This is a genomic window from Gulosibacter molinativorax (assembly GCF_003010915.2).
Lineage (GTDB): Bacteria > Actinomycetota > Actinomycetes > Actinomycetales > Microbacteriaceae > Gulosibacter > Gulosibacter molinativorax.
Genome location: NZ_CP028426.1, coordinates 2,746,784 through 2,764,432, shown reverse-complemented (window position 1 = coordinate 2,764,432; position 17,649 = coordinate 2,746,784). Strand labels below are relative to the sequence as shown.

13 protein-coding genes are annotated in these 17,649 nt (G+C 66.1%); 8 read left to right on the top strand and 5 right to left on the bottom strand.

Going from position 1 to position 17,649, the window contains the following annotated elements; translation table 11 throughout:
* The first annotated feature begins 2 nt into the window (after positions 1-2).
* Positions 3-1,016, top strand: coding sequence for an HAD hydrolase-like protein (locus GMOLON4_RS12655; RefSeq protein WP_245575404.1), 1,014 nt, complete (start codon positions 3-5; stop codon positions 1,014-1,016).
* 33 nt (positions 1,017-1,049) lie between these two features.
* Here the strand turns inward: GMOLON4_RS12655 and GMOLON4_RS12650 are convergent, their stop codons facing one another.
* Together GMOLON4_RS12650 and GMOLON4_RS12645 are read right to left on the bottom strand one after the other, a co-directional pair.
* Positions 1,050-2,930: a DUF2207 family protein gene (locus GMOLON4_RS12650; protein ID WP_169516493.1), complete on the bottom strand. Its 1,881-nt coding sequence runs from the start codon at positions 2,928-2,930 to the stop codon at positions 1,050-1,052.
* A 74-nt stretch (positions 2,931-3,004) separates the two neighbouring features.
* The gene (locus tag GMOLON4_RS12645; protein WP_026936557.1) at positions 3,005-3,886 is read right to left on the bottom strand and encodes a helix-turn-helix domain-containing protein; all 882 of its coding nucleotides are present in this window, start codon (positions 3,884-3,886) and stop codon (positions 3,005-3,007) included.
* A gap of 92 nt (positions 3,887-3,978) precedes the next feature.
* On the opposite strand from GMOLON4_RS12645, the gene GMOLON4_RS12640 reads away from it, so the two are divergent.
* Positions 3,979-4,623 (top strand): DsbA family protein, encoded by a 645-nt coding sequence (locus GMOLON4_RS12640; protein ID WP_026936556.1) that lies wholly within the window; start codon positions 3,979-3,981, stop codon positions 4,621-4,623.
* A 67-nt stretch (positions 4,624-4,690) separates the two neighbouring features.
* On the opposite strand, the gene GMOLON4_RS12635 is transcribed toward GMOLON4_RS12640, so the two are convergent.
* On the bottom strand, positions 4,691-5,911 hold the full coding sequence (locus tag GMOLON4_RS12635; protein WP_026936555.1) for a S8 family peptidase: 1,221 nt from the start codon (positions 5,909-5,911) through the stop codon (positions 4,691-4,693).
* Between the two features lie 183 nt (positions 5,912-6,094).
* Between GMOLON4_RS12635 and GMOLON4_RS12630 the strand changes: the two genes are divergently transcribed.
* The 4 genes from GMOLON4_RS12630 (at position 6,095) to GMOLON4_RS12615 (ending at position 11,734) form a co-directional block, all read left to right on the top strand.
* On the top strand, positions 6,095-6,934 hold the full coding sequence (locus GMOLON4_RS12630; RefSeq protein ID WP_051266620.1) for a patatin-like phospholipase family protein: 840 nt from the start codon (positions 6,095-6,097) through the stop codon (positions 6,932-6,934).
* A 294-nt stretch (positions 6,935-7,228) separates the two neighbouring features.
* Positions 7,229-8,032 carry an HNH endonuclease family protein gene (locus GMOLON4_RS12625; RefSeq protein ID WP_051266618.1) on the top strand — a complete coding sequence of 268 codons (804 nt, stop codon included), beginning with the start codon at positions 7,229-7,231 and terminating at the stop codon, positions 8,030-8,032.
* A gap of 144 nt (positions 8,033-8,176) precedes the next feature.
* Positions 8,177-10,060, top strand: a complete 1,884-nt coding sequence (locus tag GMOLON4_RS12620; protein WP_026936553.1) for a DUF2207 domain-containing protein — start codon at positions 8,177-8,179, stop codon at positions 10,058-10,060.
* Between the two features lie 285 nt (positions 10,061-10,345).
* The gene (locus GMOLON4_RS12615) at positions 10,346-11,734 is read left to right on the top strand and encodes an LLM class flavin-dependent oxidoreductase (RefSeq protein ID WP_026936552.1); all 1,389 of its coding nucleotides are present in this window, start codon (positions 10,346-10,348) and stop codon (positions 11,732-11,734) included.
* Positions 11,735-11,832: 98 nt separating this feature from the next.
* Here the strand turns inward: GMOLON4_RS12615 and GMOLON4_RS12610 are convergent, their stop codons facing one another.
* The gene (locus tag GMOLON4_RS12610) at positions 11,833-13,164 is read right to left on the bottom strand and encodes an aspartate aminotransferase family protein (RefSeq protein WP_084147432.1); all 1,332 of its coding nucleotides are present in this window, start codon (positions 13,162-13,164) and stop codon (positions 11,833-11,835) included.
* 28 nt (positions 13,165-13,192) lie between these two features.
* On the opposite strand from GMOLON4_RS12610, the gene GMOLON4_RS12605 reads away from it, so the two are divergent.
* Entirely contained in the window at positions 13,193-14,254 is a 1,062-nt protein-coding gene (locus tag GMOLON4_RS12605) for a phosphotransferase (protein WP_026936550.1), read from the top strand.
* Positions 14,255-14,370: 116 nt separating this feature from the next.
* Here GMOLON4_RS12605 and GMOLON4_RS12600 read toward each other — a convergent pair whose 3' ends face one another.
* Positions 14,371-15,714 (bottom strand): acyl-CoA dehydrogenase family protein, encoded by a 1,344-nt coding sequence (locus GMOLON4_RS12600; RefSeq protein ID WP_084147431.1) that lies wholly within the window; start codon positions 15,712-15,714, stop codon positions 14,371-14,373.
* Positions 15,715-16,141: 427 nt separating this feature from the next.
* On the opposite strand from GMOLON4_RS12600, the gene GMOLON4_RS12595 reads away from it, so the two are divergent.
* The gene (locus GMOLON4_RS12595; protein ID WP_146137534.1) at positions 16,142-17,395 is read left to right on the top strand and encodes an acyl-CoA dehydrogenase family protein; all 1,254 of its coding nucleotides are present in this window, start codon (positions 16,142-16,144) and stop codon (positions 17,393-17,395) included.
* Positions 17,396-17,649 lie beyond the last annotated feature (254 nt).

Genomic DNA, 17,649 nt, shown 5'->3' with positions numbered 1-17,649 from the left:
CGATGAGCAACAACGACGGATTCTACGAACCGGTCGACGAAACCGGCCCCGTTGACGCGCCGCTGCTCGAGGAAGTCGACCCCGAGGCGGAGCAGAAACTCGCGGCGCGAGAGCACTCCGGGCAGGAATCGTTCGCCGAGTCAGACTTCGACGAGGCACGGACTGCCACGCGTGAGCGACACGGCGGCGACGTGCGGTTCCCCCTCGACGGGCCGCGCGTCAAGCGTGACGCGGCGGGCAATTTCTCTCCCGCATCCGTCACCGTTATGCAGCAGCCGCCAATCGCGCCGACCACGATCTCGCGGCGGGTCCAGCCACAAGCCCGCCCGCTGACGCCGGTAGACATGCCGCTCGGTACCGGTGTGGCACCCTTCACCGCCGTGCTCTGGGACCTCGACGGCACTATCTCCGACTCCGCCGCCGGCATCATCGAGGCGATGCGCAAGACCTACGACGTGTTCCGCATGCCGATTCCGAGCGATGACACGCTTCTCAGCTACGTCGGCCCGCCGATCATCGACTCGTTCAAGGCGGAGCACCTCGACGATCAGATCGAGATTCTGCACGCGCTCGAGACCTACCGCGAGATTCACGAGGAGTCCGGCCTCGTCGACTCCCCCGCGTTTGCGGGCCTGCCGGAGCTCGTGCGCGATGTGCGTCGCGCGGGCATCCCGCAGTCAACCGCGACGAGCAAGCCCGAGTCGGCCGCGAGCCGTGTGCTGCACTACTACGGCATCGCCGACGAGTTCGACTTCATCACGGGTGCAACCGACGACGAGTCGCGCTCGAAGAAAGAGGACGTTGTCGAGGAGGCCGTCCGCCGGTTGCGGGAGAAGGGCGTCGATCTCTCGAACGTCATCATGATCGGCGACCGGTTCTACGACGTCCAGGGCGCAGCCCAGCACGGCATCCCCACGATCTACGTCAACTGGGGCTATGGCCAGGTCGGCGAGGATGAGGGCGCCGTCGCGGTGGCCTCAAACGCGCACGAATTGCGGGAGCTGCTCGGGCTGTAGGTGGTCTTACGGGATGTGCTGGGCCGCGCACCCCTACCGCCCGCCGACCGACCCGCCGCCGAAGCCGCCGCCCGCGGAACCGCCACCGGAGTAACTGCTCGAAGAACCGCCGTCCGAGCTCGACGACGGTGTCGGTGTGGATGCGAGGGTCGAGGCGTTGAGCCCGGTCACGGTGTGTGACAGGTCGGTGCTCGCCGGGAACCAGGCGAGGTCCGTCGCGGATTCGCGCTGCCAGTGGGTGACCAGCGACGCCCACGAGGATGCGTAGCCCATGAGCACGGCGTATGGCAGTAGCTTCTCGTACACGTCCAGCACCGCACGACCGTCGACGTCGTCTCGATCCGCGGTGCCCAGCCCTTGCAGCATCGCAAGCCGATCGGCCTCCGCAAGGTCGATGTATTGCTTCACGCCTTGGAGCTCCTCGTATAGGCCCATCCCACGCTCGGTGAGCCCCTCCCCGCGATCAAACACGACGAGATAGAGCAGCCAGATCAGCGCGATTCCGCCGAGAATCCCGGCTAGGAACACCCAGAGAGTGAGGTCATCGGCCACGTGGTTCCACAGCAGAATCATCGCGAGCGCCGAGATCGCCGTCAACAATAACGGGCTGGCCACGAGCCATTTGCGCTTCTTCGCGAGTGGCGTGGGTCCAATCAGACCGGCTCGTGTCGGCTCCTGGAGTGCATCCGACACGAACTTCTCCCAGCGGTCGCCGACACCGTGCTCGCCATCGCCGAGGACACGCTCATCACCCACATTGCTGATTCTCAGCACCTCCCGGATGAATCGTTGCGATTCCTCCGGCAAGGTCGAAAGCGGTGCCACGAGTCGAACGCGCGTCACGGGATTTTTAGCGCCACTCGAGTCGCCCTCTGACAACTCGAGTACCCCGCGAACCGCGGCAAACAGGATGCTCGCCGACAGTGTCAGCGCCCGATCAGGTCGTCCACCATATCGGAGGAGGATGCTCGCCAACACGGGCGTGATCGACGTCTCATATCTCGCGATCAAAGGGCTGTGCGTCTTCGGAATTCGGTTCCGCGACGCCCACACCTGGGCAATCACCGTCAGCACCACGCCCGCAATGAGCGCCATAAAGCTGAGCACCTGCGGCAACAGCAGCGCGTCGAACGCCACCGACCCGCGCAGCGCGTCCTCGTCCAGGGTGACCCGGAGCGTCACGTCACGGTCTGCCAATGCCGGCTCCGAGATGCTGATCGACACGACGTCACGTTGGGATGCGACGGTCACCGGACATTCGCGCTCGCCATAGAGTTCGTCCATGAAACAGACGATGTCGGCACCGTGGACGCCCTCGTAATCGCGATGGGAGGGCACCGGGGCGACGTGGTCCATGAGCTCCTGCGGCATCCGCACAGTCGCCGAAAACTCCTCGATTTCTTGCAGTCGATATGGCGGCACGAGGTTCGGTGCGTACTCAAACTGATCGGAACTCTCACGCCACCGCATCGTGTTCACGAGGTCGTAGGTGATCACGTACGTCGTCTCGCCGTGCACGAACGATTCGTCGCCGATCGAGATGACGACGTCCTCCGGACCCCATGCCTGCGAAAGCTCAAACGGCACCGGGTTGCCCGCACCATCCGTCACCGACACATCCTCAACCCGCATCGTCTGATGGCCCATCGCCACCGGCAGCGCCCGCACGAGCCCGCGGTTCTGATCCTCGTCCGGGAACACCGCCGTGACCGTCTCCGTGAAGTGTGAGCGCACGATGTCCCCACCGAACGCGCCCTTCTCGACGCTCACGTCGACCTCGGTGTGCCAGCTCGCAAACGTGAAATCGTTGACGTTGGCGCGCGCGGTGGATGTGCCGAACGGCAGGGCGACGATCGCCAGCGCAACGACCGCCAAGGCCATGACGAATCGGATGGCGAACGGTTGAAGTTTCAATTGCGCGCGCATCCTTCCACCCTTTCAGGGATTGATGCCCGCGACGATACGCCGATGGGGCTATCCCACGGAGATCATTCGCCCGAACGAAACTGCCGCCGGAACTCTGTCGGCGTCGTGCCGGCACGAAGCGAGAAATACTTCACGAAATTGCTGGCGTCGGGAAACCCGAGCGCGGCTGCGATGATCGCCACCGGGTCATCGGTGTGGGCCAGCCGCCGCTTAGCCTCGAGGATCACGCGCCGATCGATGAATTCCTTCGCGCCGACGCCGACCTCATCCCCCGTCGCGCGCGTCAACGTCCGTGGCGAGTACCCGAGTCGACGGGCATACGAGCCAACGTCCCGCCGCTCGGTGAAACCGTCCTCGACCGCCTCGCGAAAGCGCAGGAACGTTTCGGAGTGCTCTCGACGAGTTGTGCTGGTCGGTGAGTCCAGGCTGGTCAGCCGCAGCAGCAGCGCGGCAAGCAGGTGTTGCAGGATTGCGGCCCGCGTGGATGCCGGAACGTCGGTGGCATCGAACTCCTCCTGCAGCCGGCAAAGTGCCCGCTGCAGCGTCGCCGCCTCGGGGCCGGTTGGCTGCCACAGCGTCTGGCCAAATGGGTCGTCGAGGGCGGCTTCCGCCGCGATGCTCGGTGACAGCACGCCCGAAGAGAACATCACGACGGTGCCGGATGCCTCGGCCAGGTCTCCGAAACGCTGCACCTGGCCGGGCCGGACCCACAGCCACGCCCCGTCGGCCAACGCGTAGTGGTGAAAATCGACCATGTGCCAGGTCACGCCTTCACTCACTGTGAGCAGCACGTGAAAATCCGGCCGCTGCGCCCGCGAACTTGGCGCGCGAGTTTGCATCCTGCGCCACAGTTCGGCGACCGAGACCACCTCGACGCCCGCAGTACCCCCTGCTGCCGGGGTATATCGAACTTCGAGGATCTCTTCCTGTCCGTTTTTCACCATTGCTCGACCGTACCTGACCTCGTTTGGGCCTGGCCATGCCGATAACTTCGAAGCCATACAAAGTCATTTTCGGAACCAAGCGGTGGGAGCCCATGAACACTCGAACTTCCTTCACCTACGCCTTCGATGCCTACTGCGGCTGGTGCTACGGATTCAGCCCCGCGCTCCGCGAGTTCGCGGCTCAGAATGCCGACCGAATCGATCTCAAGGTGCTCTCGGGCGGCCTCTTCTCGGGCCCGCGCGCCCAGCCGATCGAGGCGTACCCGCACATCCCCGGCGCCAACGAACGAATCGCGGAGCTCACCGGAGTCGCCTTCGGTGACGACTACCAGAGGGTTCTCGAGGACGGCACGCGGGTGATGGACTCGACCGACGCGGCAACCGGGCTTGTTGCCCTGCGCAAGCAGGCACCCGATCGCGAGCTCGAGTTGGCGAGCGCGCTCCAGTCGGCCTGGTACATGGATGGCGCGGACCTCTCCGACGTCGAAACGTACCGCACCATCGCCACCGACTTGGGCCTCGACGCCGACGCGACCGAGGCCGCGTACCGAGACCCGGCGAGCCGCGAAGAGGCCGAGCGTGAGTTCCGTGAGCTGCGCGCGCTGGGTATCGATTCGTACCCGACGCTGCTCCTCCACAGCGACCAGGGCGTGCACCGCTTCGGTGGCCCGACGACCAGCGCGGCGGTGCTCACCCAGGCCCTCGACCAGTACCTCGCGGCGATCGGCAAGGCCTGAATCGTTACGCATGGGCCGAAGCTTGCGAACCCAAGGGTGGATGCTCCGCCCCGGGGTTCGTCGGTGTTCAGCGCCCGCGCCGGTAGCGCCGCCTTCGAACTACCAGCAACAGCGCGTACAACCCGGTGACGGCGACGAATCCTCCCACGAGCCAGATGAACCTCGAGGCGGCCGGCGCGTTTTCGAGCGGCGTCACCGGGGGTGTTTCGGTTGGGTCTGCCGTCGCGCCGACCTCGAGCAGGGGATTCTCGTCAGGGAACTGCGACGGGTCGGTGGCGAGAAGGATGCGCGGGTCGAGCCGGCCGTAACCGCTCGAGTCGGTGCGTGGCGGCAGCTCGGTGGATGCGGTGGTCGGTTCGGGCGTCGTGCTCCGGATCGCGGCCTGAATCAGCTGGTTCCCCGTCGCATCCGGCCACTCCGACTTCGCGAGCGCGAACACCCCACTCACCCACGCCGTAGCGGGCGAGGTGCCGTCATCGAGCTCGTACCCCGAAAAGTCGGTCCGCAGCATCCGGATTCCGACGCCCGGGGCGAGCAAGTCGAGACCGGGGCCGGTCACCGAGAACTCGTCGGGGTTGCCGCCCTGATCCACGTTTTCGATCGACACAACCCCGGGCATCCCCGATAAGAGGTCAAGCCGATCGCTCGACTGATTCTGCACCGCCACATTCACGACGAGTCCCGCCGCGAGCGCAACGTCGATCGCCTTCTGGGCGTCGTTCGGTGAGTCGTAGGCGATCGAGAGATTCAGGATGTCGGCGCCCTGCTCGACAGCGTCCGTCACGAGATCGGCGAGCGGCGCATCGCACTCGTTCACCGCTACCCCCAGCACGGCATAGTGCAGGATCTCCGCATCCGGTGCGACTCCGAGCACACCAGGCTCTTCCACAATGCCGGCACCGTTGCCGACGAGCAGCGAGGCCATGGCGGTCGAGTGCCGCGCCCGTTCGGTCGCTTCCACCCCGGTAAACCCGGGGCACAGCTGGTCGGTTCGGGGGTGGATGCGCGCCCCGGCGAGGTCTGGCACGTCGAGGTTGATCGGGGAATCGATGATCGCGATGGTGACGCCTTCGCCGGTGATGCCGGAATCGTGGATCTCGGCAACGCCGGTGTCCGTGTAGTACCAGAGGCCATCGTCAGCTGAGGGTGCGTCCGGCGCGGCGGACGGATTGGGGAGCGTCGGCGTGCTCGTTGCGTTCGCAGGCGTCATGCTCGCTGGTGTCGCGACAGCCGGCGTCACGGTCGACGCCGCGAGCGCGCATCCTGAGATCGCGAGCGCCGCGATCATCCCGCGTTTCCTCACTCGTCGCACCTGGTTCACCCTTAACGGCTCGCGTTTCGTCAATCCTTTAATCCTGAGAGTATCGCCAAATTCCACAGGCTTCGTCCCTAGCATCGGCTCATTCGGGACCGCCCCCATCCCTCCCCCTTTGTAGTACCGGGACGGTTCCACAGTTTTGGAGATGATTGCTTGACCCACGGCCCACTCGCCGCTGAACAACTTTTCCCGTTCGCCGCGACCGAGAACAACAACATACGAATCGGCATCGCCCTCGGCGGCGGTGGCGCACTCGGCGCTGCCCACGTCGGCGTGCTACAGGAGCTGCACAGCCGCGGTATCCGACCGAGCATCGTCGCAGGCACGAGCATGGGCGCCATTATTGGCGCTGGCTATGCCGCAGGTATCCCGCTCTCGGTATTGCGAAAGTTCGCCGGCGAGGCGTCGATCAGTACCTTCTCGCGCCACATCTTCGGCCGAAAGCCCCAGACGGCGCTGCGTCGGTTCCCCGATGGCCCAGCCCTTTTGAACTCCGACGGACTGCTGCACACCGTCGAGCGTCTCGGCGGAGACCGCAATATTGAGGACCTCCCCCGCAAGTTTGCGGCGACCGCCACCGACGTCATCGGCCGCAACCAGATCGTGATCACCGAGGGTTCGGTCGCAGAGGCGATCCGCGCGAGCATGGCCATCCCCGCAGTGTTCCCCCCTATTCGTCGAGGTCGGCAGCTGCTCTATGACGGGGGCCTCGTCGAGAACCTTCCCATTCGTGTCGCGAAGTCGCTCGGCGCCTCGCACGTCATCGCTGTGCGCATCCGACCGGAGCGTCCGCTGCGCGGGATGCGCTCGCTCGCGCCGCATGTCGGCGACCTCGAGACTGACCCCACGACGCTACTCGTGCAACCGAAGCTCGAGGGGTTTTCGCAGTGGTCCGCGAAGCACGTGGATGCGATGGTCGAGGCGGGTCGTCTGGCCGCGCGCGAGGCGATTGCTGAGATCACGCGCCACCGCGTGCCCGTCGCGCAGCCGTAGGGAGGCGGGCGCGGCCGAGCCCCCGGCTCGCCGCTACCCCTGCCGGTAACGCCGGCCCCGCCCCGTACACCGGCAATGATGGCGGCTAGCTGCAAGGTGCAGCTGAGTGATGCGCCTGCGCTCGCCGCTACCCCTGTCGGTAACGCCTGCCCCGCCCCGTAGACAGGCAATGATGGCGGCTAGCTGCAAGGGTTGGCCGCTTTAACTCGAATGCAGAGCCTCGGCGGCAATGGCCGGCGGGCGACGCCGCGTTAAGCTGGCAGGTGTTCGAATGACGCCTGCACCAGGAGCAACGTGAGCCACTCCAGCCCCGCGACCAGCCGCACCCTCGGCACCCGACGCACCCGACGCATCCGCCGCATCGCGGTGCCCATCGCGGCTGCCCTGCTGCTCGCAGGATGCGCATCGGGCTCCACCGACTCCGGCACCTCAGGCGCGACCGGCGACAGCGCGCCACTGCCCATCCTCACGCAGGAAGTGCTGGACGCGGAGGCGGAGGCGGGCAGCGGAACCGACAACGCGGCTGCAGACACATCCCTCGCCGAGACCGCGCTCGATGTACTCGACACCATCCCCGTGGCCGAGCGCACCGAGTGGGACGGCTACTTCCAGCGGGACGAGTACTTCGGGGAGGGCTGGGCAGACCTCGATGGCGACGACTGCAACACCCGCCAGGAAGTGCTCGCCGACCAGCTCGAGGAGGTCGAGCTGAACCGCGATGGCTGCCGCGTCGACTTCGGCGTGCTCGACGACCCCTACACGGGCGAGACCGTTGAGTTCATGCGCGGCCAGGGCACGAGCGACAAGGTGCAGATCGACCACGTCGTCGCGCTCTACAACGCGTGGCGCACCGGCGCACAGGACCTCACGCAGCAGGAGCGCCTCGAGCTCGCGAACGACCCGATGAACCTCCAGCCGACGGTCGACTGGGCGAACGACGAGAAGGAATCGAGCGACGCATCCCAGTGGCTGCCACCGGACGAGACCTACCACTGCACGTACGTCGCGCGGCAGATCGTGATCAAGGCGACGTACGACCTCTGGGTCACGCCCGACGAGGACGCCGCGATGCGCGATGTGCTCGCCGGCTGCGTCTAAGCGATCACACCCGCCCAGGCGCACTCCGCGTCGACGACTCGCCTCGAGCCGGTCGCGACGCAGCCTATCCCAGTCGACATCGCGACCCGCTCGCGTTCAGCCCGGCACACCTACAGTTGAGGTGACGCATCGGGAAGGATTGCCGTGATTCCCCAGCCCACCCCAGCTGCTCGGATTCAGCCGCCGACGATCGGCGCGCGTGCAAAACGTTCGGGCGCGCTCCTCGCGCTGCTGCTGGTCCTGCTCGCGGGGATACTCGGAGTCGTCGGCAGCGTGACGCCAGCCTTCGCCGACGAGAGTTCGGTCGAGAACTTCGAGTTCGAGAGCTGGACGAGCGACTGGCACGTCGGCATCGAGCGCACGCCCGGCGGGAAGGAGCGTTCGTACGCTGAGGTCACTGAGACGATCGTTCCGGTGTTCCCGGAAATCGACCAGAATCGTGGCATTGTTCGATCGGTGCCGCTCGACATCGCAGACGGGCGGATGGAGGTCACCGACGTCGGCGTGCACGACGCCGCAGGCAACGAGGTCGAGTTCGACAGCGATGTCTCGGGCGGGGTGCTGACGGTCGAGATCGGCACCGACGAGTTCGTGCACGGTAAGCAGACCTATGTTCTCTCCTACAAGCTGCGTGACGTGATCGCCGACCTGGGGAACCCCGAAGTCCAGGAGCTCTACGCCGATCTCCTCCCAACCTCGCGCGTGCAGCCCATCCATTCGTTCTCGGCTCAGGTGACCCTCGCGCCAGAGCTTGCCGAGGCTCGGGTTGGGGATGCATCCTGCTATCTCGGCACCGCCGGGGCGACCGACCCGTGCGAGATTCTCGCGGATGGGCTGAGCTACCACGTCGAGCCCGGCGCGATGGAGCCAAACACGACGGTCACGATCAACATCGGCTTCGAGCCGGGCACGGTGCCGGAGCTCTCGCTGCTCGATCGAGTCGGCTGGTTCCCGTTTGCAGTGGCGGCGATTGCCCTCGGCGGTCTCCTCGCCAGCGCCGTGCTGCTCGTGGTGCAGCTGCGGCGTTCGCGGCACGCACCCGGTGGCGTCGTGGTGGCCCAGTACGAGCCTCGCGAGGATGTCTCGCCGCAGATCGCGGCACAGCTCATGCCCACGCTCGCGCAGCGGGCGTTCCCGGCGAGCATCCTTTTCGGCGCCGTGCACGGTGCCCTTCGCATCGAAGAATCGGAGGACGCGAAGGAGCCGTCCCAGGTGTGGGGCACAGGCGAAAAGCTGCTCGATCCCCAGCTTCGGAAACTCGACGATGCCAGCTCGCTGCCCGAGATCGAGCAGCACTTCGTGGATTCGGTACTCTTCCCGAGTGGGGAAGTGATCGCGATTCGGGGCAACGAGAAGCTCGGTAAGGCCTATAGCCGCTTCGGCAAGGTACCCCGCAAGGCGGTGGTCGACGACGGGTTTATCGAGAAGTCAGTGGCGGCTTCCGCTGCGAAACGACGGACGCTCTGGGTGGCGGTTCCGTCCATCGTCGTGTCATTCGCGGCCCTCATCGTGATGCTCATTGTGAATGGCGGTGCGTTGATCGGGTTCACCCTGGTGGGCACCTTGCTGCTGTTCGCCCTCGCCGTGGTTGCCGCATCCATCCCAACTCGCCTGCGGACAGCAAAGGGCGCGGAGGCGCATGATCACCTTCGCGGCCTGCGTGAGTACATCAAGCTTTCCGAGGCCGATCGCATCCAGTCGCTGCAGTCGGCCGAGACCGCCGAGCGCGTTGGCTTGGATGCCCGCGTGATCGAGGTCTACGAGCAGCTGCTGCCGTATGCATCCCTGTTCGGCCTCGACCGAACCTGGGCGAAGGAGCTGCAGGCAAAGTACGAGTCCGCGGGCACGGCCCCGGTCTGGCTCTACGGCTACAGCCCTGTTGTGTTCGCGACCGCGATGACTCACCTGAAGCACACCACGCAGACCACGATGCCTTCTGGCGAAGGCGGCGGGGCGAGCGCGAGCGGCTTCGGTGGCGGCGGGATGGCCGGCGGCGGCATCGGCGGTGGGTCGGTCGGCGGGCGGTAGCCGCCGATAGCCGGGAATTGCCGATAGCGCTCGCGATTGCCGCGAGCGCCGGTAGCCCTTGCCGGTAACGCTCATCATTGCCGGACGCACCGGTACCCCTTGCCGGTAACGCTCTTCCCTGCCCGCACTTCGCCCCTGGCGAGCGCTACCGGCAATGGGTGCGGCACGTGACCCACCGACATCCGGCGTAACGCGAAGTCACGCGCTGCCGCCCGGCGTAACACGCGGTTTCGCGATGACGGCTCGCACCGAACACTGGTGCCAACGACACCGAAAGGGATTGCTATGAGCACGCAGGACCGCCCACTCCACTTCAACGCGTTCGTGATGAACACGAACTCCCACATCAAGCACGGCCACTGGCGCCAACCGGATGCGGGACAGGTCGACTTCGAGAACGTCGACCTGTGGATCAACCTCGCGAGACTCCTCGAGGAGGCAAAGTTCGACGCGATGTTCTTCGCCGACGTGACCGGCCACTACGGGGATGCGGACGCCGAATACGAGGTCTACGCGCGGCACGGTCTGCAGTTGCCGAGCAACGACCCAACCGTGCTGTTGGGCGCGCTCGCTGTGGTTACCGAGAACATCGGCCTCGCGCTTACGTCGAACGTCGCGCAGAACCACCCGTTCAACTTCGCGCGGCAGATCTCGACGCTCGACCATATCTCGCGCGGTCGCATCGCCTGGAACATCGTGACCGGAACGCAGGACAACGGGGCGCGCAACTTCGGGCTCCCCAACCTCGTCGACCACACTGAGCGCTACCGCTGGGCCGAGGAATACGTCGACGTCGTCTACAAGCTCTGGGAGGGCTCGTGGGATGAGGGCGCGCTGCTGAAGGACAAGGAACGCGGCATCTACGCCGATGTATCCAAGATTCACAAGATCTACCACGAGGGCGAGCGCTTCAAAGTCGAGGGCCCGCACCTACCCGCGCCCTCGCCCCAGCGCACGCCGCTGCTCTTTCAGGCCGGCGCATCCGCATCCGGCCGCCAATTCGCCGCGAGACATGCCGAGGCAACGTTCATCCCGACCACGACCCCCGAAGCTGCCAGGGCGCTCATCACCGAAACCCGTGCCCTCGCCGTCGAGGCGGGACGCGAGCCGGGCGACATCAAGTTCTTCCCTGGCCTGAGCTTCATCATCGGCGACACCGAGATCGAGGCGAACGAGAAGGCGGAGGAATTCGACCGCTGGGCGAGCAGCGAGGGACACCTCGCGCACATGGCGCTCGTGGATGCGGACGGTCGCGTCTACCCGCCCGAGACTCCGCTGAAGGACATCAAGACCAACACGGCCAAGGGCTTCCTCGAGTGGACGCGATTCGCCGTCAAAGATCGCGAGCCGGTCATGTCCGACGTCGGCACGCTGCTGGCGCGCGGGAATCAGATTGTCGGCACGCCCGAGCAGATCGCGGATCAGCTGGAGCAGTGGCGTGCGGCGGACGTCGACGGGATCAATGTCATGAACTATGTGCTGCCCGGCTCGTTCGAGGAGTTCGCCGAGAAGGTGCTGCCGGTACTGCGCGAGCGCGGCCTCGCACAGAGCGAGTACGCACCGGGTCCGCTTCGACAGAAGCTGTTTGGGGATGCGCGGCTCAACGACCGGCACCCGGCGGCTCGCTATCGCGGGGCGTTTGCGCCGGAGCTGGCGGGGCAGTCGGTCTACTAGCCCATCGTTGCGCGAACCGAAGCCGGTGGCTACTCACCTTGTCTGGTGGATGCAGTCACCGGCTTCGTTGTCTGCGTCCGGGCAACAGATTCGGCGCGTTAGCGGGTGCTCCGCAGCACCCGCTCCAGCGTCTCGAGGAGTTGCTCCGCGTTGCCGGAGTCGAACACAAGCGGCGGGCGGATCTTCAGCGCCGCAGCAGCCGGGCCCGACGCGCTGATCAGCACGCCCTCGTCGCGCATCCCGTTCACGACCCGAGCCGCGAGCGCCTCGTCGGGGGCGCCATCAGCATCCGCAAACTCCATCGCGAGAAAGAGCCCCGCACCCCGCACGTGCAGTACCCGGTCGTCGTCGGCGCCGATCCGCTCGAGGCCGGTCAGCAGCATCCGCCCGACCTCGGCAGCGTTCTGCCGCAGCTGCTCCTGTTCGATCACATCGAGTACCGCGTTCGCCGCCGCGATGCTCACGGGGTTCCCGCCGAACGTATTGAAGTAGCGAATGTCTTCGCCGAACTTGCGCTGCGATTCCTCCGTACCGACGAGCGCGGCGATCGGAATGCCGTTGCCCATGGGCTTGCCAAGTACCGCGAGGTCAGGCGTGAGCGCGTGGCGTTCGAAGCCCCACCATTCGCCGGTTCGGCCAAAGCCGGGCTGCACCTCATCGGCAATGTAGAGCCCGCCCGCCTCGTGCACGAGATCGACCAGCGGCGCGAGAAACCCTGCTGGCTCGACCTGCACACCATCGCTCGACAGGATCGAGTCGAGGATGATCGCGGTGACACCCGCGCCCGACTCTTGGAGCTGCTCGATCGCGCTGCGCACATCCGCCTCGAGCTTTGCCGCGACCTGCTCGGGCGGGATGCGCGCGGTGTCGACGGATGCGATGGTCACCACATCGTCACCAAGCGGGTTGTTGGGGCCGAGCGACGGCGAAATTCCTGCCGCTGCAACTGTCGTGCCGTGATAGGCGTGCTCGGAAATGATGAGGCCCCGGTTGCCCGTCGCGTGACGCGCGGTGCGGACCGCGAGGTCGACCGCCTCGCTGCCGGTGCACGTGTACGTGACGCGATTCAGTGCATCCGGGAACGTCGCGAGCAGCCGCTCCGAGTAGGCGATGACCGGCTCGGTGAGGTAGCGCGTGTGCGTGTTGAGCGTCGCGAGCTGCGCGGTGGCGGCCGCGGTGATCGCCGGATGGCTGTGCCCGACGACCGGGACGTTGTTATAGGCGTCGAGGTAGTCACGGCCATCCATCCCTTTGAGCCAAACGCCCTTGCCGCTTTCGATCGCGACGGGCTCGCGGTAGAAGAGCCGGTACGACGGCCCGAGTACGCGGTCGCGCCGCTCGATGAGTGCTCTCGTCGCGGGATCGAGGTCGACGTCTTCGTCGGGGTCGAAGCCCATGGCCATGTGAACTCGGGAGGGAGTCGTAGACATACAACCGATTCTGCCGCAGACTGCCTGGATGCCCGATAACGCCGTCACCCCGGAAGTGCTCACGCTCGACGATTCGGAGGCGCGTGCGATATTGCGTCGCGATTACGGGATCGAAGCGGTTGACATGCACGCGATGCCGAGCGAGCTCGCCACGGTGTTTCGCGTGGCTGCGGCGGATGGGCGACAGCTCGCGTTCAAGGCCTCAAGGTTTTCAACTTCGCAGTTTGCCTTGGAGTCCTGGCGAACTGCGGCGATGGATCATCTTGAGTCGCTCGGCGTGCCTGTGGCGCGGACCGTGCCGTCAGTGAGCGGCACGTCACTGGTGGTGGCGGACGTCGCCCAATCGTCGGGGCGGCCGGATGCATCCCCCGGCTCGCAACCGTCGGCGATCGTGCACTTGGGTCAATGGCTCGAAGGAACCCCGCTCGACTCGGTTCGACCCTCGCCAGAGTTATTGCGCGAGGTTGGGCGCACGGCGGCGGCAATCTCGCGCGGATTGGCCGCTTGGCCCGCGCCGCCCGAACCGATTTCGCATCCGTGGGAACTCACCCGTACTCTCGAGACCCTGGCCACCACCATGCCGGCCGCAACGGATCCCGTGGTACGCGAAGTCCTGCAGCTGGCGCATGACCGGTTCATCGAGCACGTCGCGGACAAGCTCTCTTCGCTCCCCCAACAGGTTGTCCATCACGACCTCCACGATTCGAACCTGCTCGTGACCGGGGATTCGGTCACCGGCGTGCTCGACTTTGGCGACATGGTGTGGGCGCCGCGCGTTGCGGAACTCGTCGTGGCTGGCGCATACGCGAGTCGGCGCGCGAGCGAACCTGTCGCCGGCTTGCTCGATGTCTTGAAGGGCTGGGGCACGCGCGTTCCACTCGAGGCTGGCGAAATCGACGTCGTCTGCGACTCAGTCGTCGCCAGACTCGCCGTCAATCTCAGCGTCTGGACGGCAAGACTCACGACAGACCGCGCTGCGTACGCGCAGTCACGCTCGGCGGGCGTGGTTCCCGTCCTGCAGTCCTTCCTCGCCGCAGATCGGAATGCCTTGATCGCCGAGATTCAGGCGCGGCTGGGCCAGCCATATTGAAGGGTGTTTACCTAACCTTTGGTACGGCGCCGAGGTACTGAAGGATATTGCGCCTCGATACGGCCTGCGGCCTAGTCGGCGACCGACCAAGCCAGGCTTACTCGGCGACTCGGTTGCTACTCGGCCGTCGAGTTCTTTTGCGCCCCAATCGCCCAGGCGTACGGCAGCTCGGTGCCGTTGATCGCCCAGTCGCCGACGATGCGCTGCTTGAAGATCACCGGGTTGTGCGAGGACACCGTTCGGGCGTTGCGCCAGTAGCGGTCGAGCGCCTTCGCCTCTGAGGCCGCGGATGCGCTCAGCGCGTTGAAGAGCTTGCTCGTCGCGTCGAGCGCGAGGTCGATGATGACGACCTGGCCCTGCGCCGACTCGAGCTCGGCCCGCTGGTTCGCGCGCTGCTCCTCCTCGACAGCCCCTTCGAGACCGGCGACCGCGGAGAAACGCGCGAGGTACGCATCCTGCGCCGACTCGGCAGCACGAATCGCGGTCGCGCGGGCCGCAAACGACTGCGAGGACGCGACGCCGACGACCTGCTGCACGAGCGGATCCTGGCTCCACTGTTCGCTCGAGCCGTGGCTGAACACGCGCTTGCGGGCACGAGCCTGCTGCGCGAACTCGCTCAACGCGGCCTCGGTGATGCCGGCGAGTGTTGCGAGGTGCACGAGCTGATAGAACGCGGTCTGGTAGCGGAAACGGTCGGTGAACACCGTGATGTTTTCTGCGTCCACCGCGGCATTCTCGAACACGGTCGTGCCGCTGCCGGTCGTGCGCTGGCCGAAGCCATCCCAGTCGTCGCTGATGGTCACGCCCGGCTGGTGACGGTTGACGAGCGCGATCACCGGTTCGTCGTCCGAGTGGCGGCCGGCGTAGACGTCGAGCCAGTCGGCGTAAATACTGCCCGTTGTGTAGAACTTCTCGCCGTTGACAACAAGCCCGTTCGGCGTCTCCTGCACACGCGTATTGACGTCGCCGACCTTCACCTCGCCTACCTCGGTCCACGCGTTCCCCGCGGTCTCACCGCTCACGAAGCGCGCGAACCACGCGGACTGGTCGGTCGTGGCGTGCTGGTTCAGGCGATCCTCCACGAATGCAAAGTGACCGCGCAGCGCCTGGGTAATGTTGGAATCCGCCGCCGAGAGCTCGATGAGCAGCTCGAACAGCTGCGGCAGCGAGACGCCGTCGCCACCGTACTTGCGCGGCACGCGCACGGCGCCGAACCCGGCCTGCTTGAGCCAGTCGATCTCCTCGTGCGGCAGCCTGCGCTGGTGTTCGCGCTCGAGCGCCGTCGCGGCAATTCGCTCGAAGATAGAGCGGAATTTCGCCGCCACTGCCTCGTAGTCGGCGCCGAGCGACAGTTCCTCACGCTGGGCTTCAGGCAGGTTGCCGGCGGATGCGCGGCTCGCGGATGCACCGTCTGCGGATGCGCGGAGCGGGCTGGTTTCGAGGTCGGTCAGCTGAGTCATGGTCGGGTCCCTTCGTTGGGTATCACGTGTTCGCGGTTCGGTGTTGCGGTTCGGTGTTGCGGTTCGGTGTTGGAGGTTCGCTGTCGGGCGGTTCGGTCACTGGCAGAACGTGACGCCCGACGGACGGTGCCTGATCGGCACGAATACCGCGGCAGTGCGAAGAACGTACCGAGCCACAACCGCGTTCGTCACGCATCCGCCGCGCTTCATGACGCGCCATGTCATTCCGTGACGCGCCTCGGGTCGATTCCGTCACATCCCGTCAATCAACGACACGAAGCGGCGGCCGCCGTTGACGGGCACCTCACGCAACCGCCACATTTTCGGCAAGCGCTCCGCCGCCGCAAACCGGACCCGGGTCGCGGCCCGAAGCATCCACCCACCGAACGCGAAATGGCGATCGAATCAGCGAAAGCGAGCATCCACCATGACCGAAGCAACGACCCTCACGACCAATGCCCCCGAGCTGCTGGACCGCTGGCAGAACATCCCGAGGCCGACGGATGCGCAGGGCTGGCTCGAGCGCGCGCAGGAAGTCGCGGACATCCTAGCGGTCGACGCCGTCGAGCGCGACCGCGCGAACCAAGCTCCGCACACCGAGGTGCAGCTGCTCAAGAACGCGGGACTCGTAACGGTGCTCGGCCCGGCGGCCCACGGCGGCGGCGAACTGCCGTGGCACGTGGTGAACAAGATCGTGCGGATCATCTCGCGGGCAGACGGATCGATCGGGCAGCTGCTTGGCTACCACTACCTCTGGGCGTGGGCCGTGCGCCTCGTCGGCACGGATGCGCAGATCGCCGCAGTCGAGGAGCTCTACACCGCGAACAGCCTGTTCTTCGGCGGCGCGGTGAACCCCCGGGATGGCGACCTCAGCATCGCCGACGAGGGCGACACGATCGTGTTCAACGGCCGAAAGTCGTTCTCGACGGGCGGCCGCGTCGCCGATCTCACGGTGCTCGAAGGAGTGCTCGACGGCACCGACACGCACGTGTTCGCGATCGTGCCGACGGACCAGCCTGGCATCGTCTTCGCTGGCGACTGGGACAACCTCGGCCAGCGGCTCACCGAGTCGGGCTCGGTGACGATTCAGGATGTGCAGGTCGACTGGGCGGGCGCGGCCGGCTTCGTGAATAAGCAGTTCCAGCCGCTCGTGTACAACACCCTCAACGTGCCCGCGCTGCAGGCGATCTTCAACAACATCTATCTCGGCATCGCCGAGGGTGCGCTCGACACCGCATCCGCCTACACCCGCGAGCACACGCGCTCGTGGCCCTACGGCGGCGAGCAGAAGCAGTTCGGCGTCGAGGAGTTCTACGTGCTCGAGGGCTACGGCGACCTCGCGACGAAGTTGTGGGCGGATGCTGCGCTCATCGACCAGATCGACCTCGAGATCAGCGAGGTGCTGCATGCTCCGCGCGAGTCACTGACGGCGCGACGCCGCGGCGAGGTCGCGGTGCGCGTGGCCGCGGGCAAGGTGCGGATCATCGAGGACGGTCTCGAGATCGCCACGAAGATCTACGAGCTGACCGGTGCCCGTGCGAGCGCGAACCGGGTCGGGCTCGACATCTACTGGCGCAACCTGCGCACGCACAGCCTGCACGACCCGCTCCCCTACAAGAAGCACGAGGTCGGCAAGTACGTGCTGGTCAACGAGATCCCGCTTCCGACCTGGTACAGCTAGCGGTGGTGCTGGCGCGTGGGCATTGCGGGTAGCGCTCTCCCTTGCCGGTAGCGCAGGCGCACTTGGCCGTTCGCGCTCGCTGGCATTGCAGCTAGCGCTCACCCCTGCCGATGGCGCAGGCAAACATTGCAGGTAACGCTCACCCCTGCCGATGGCGCAGGCAAACATTGCAGGTAACGCTCACCCCTGCCGAAGTGCCAGCAGGGGTGAGCGTTACCGGCAATGGGTACGGCGCGGGCACCGGCAATGGGCGC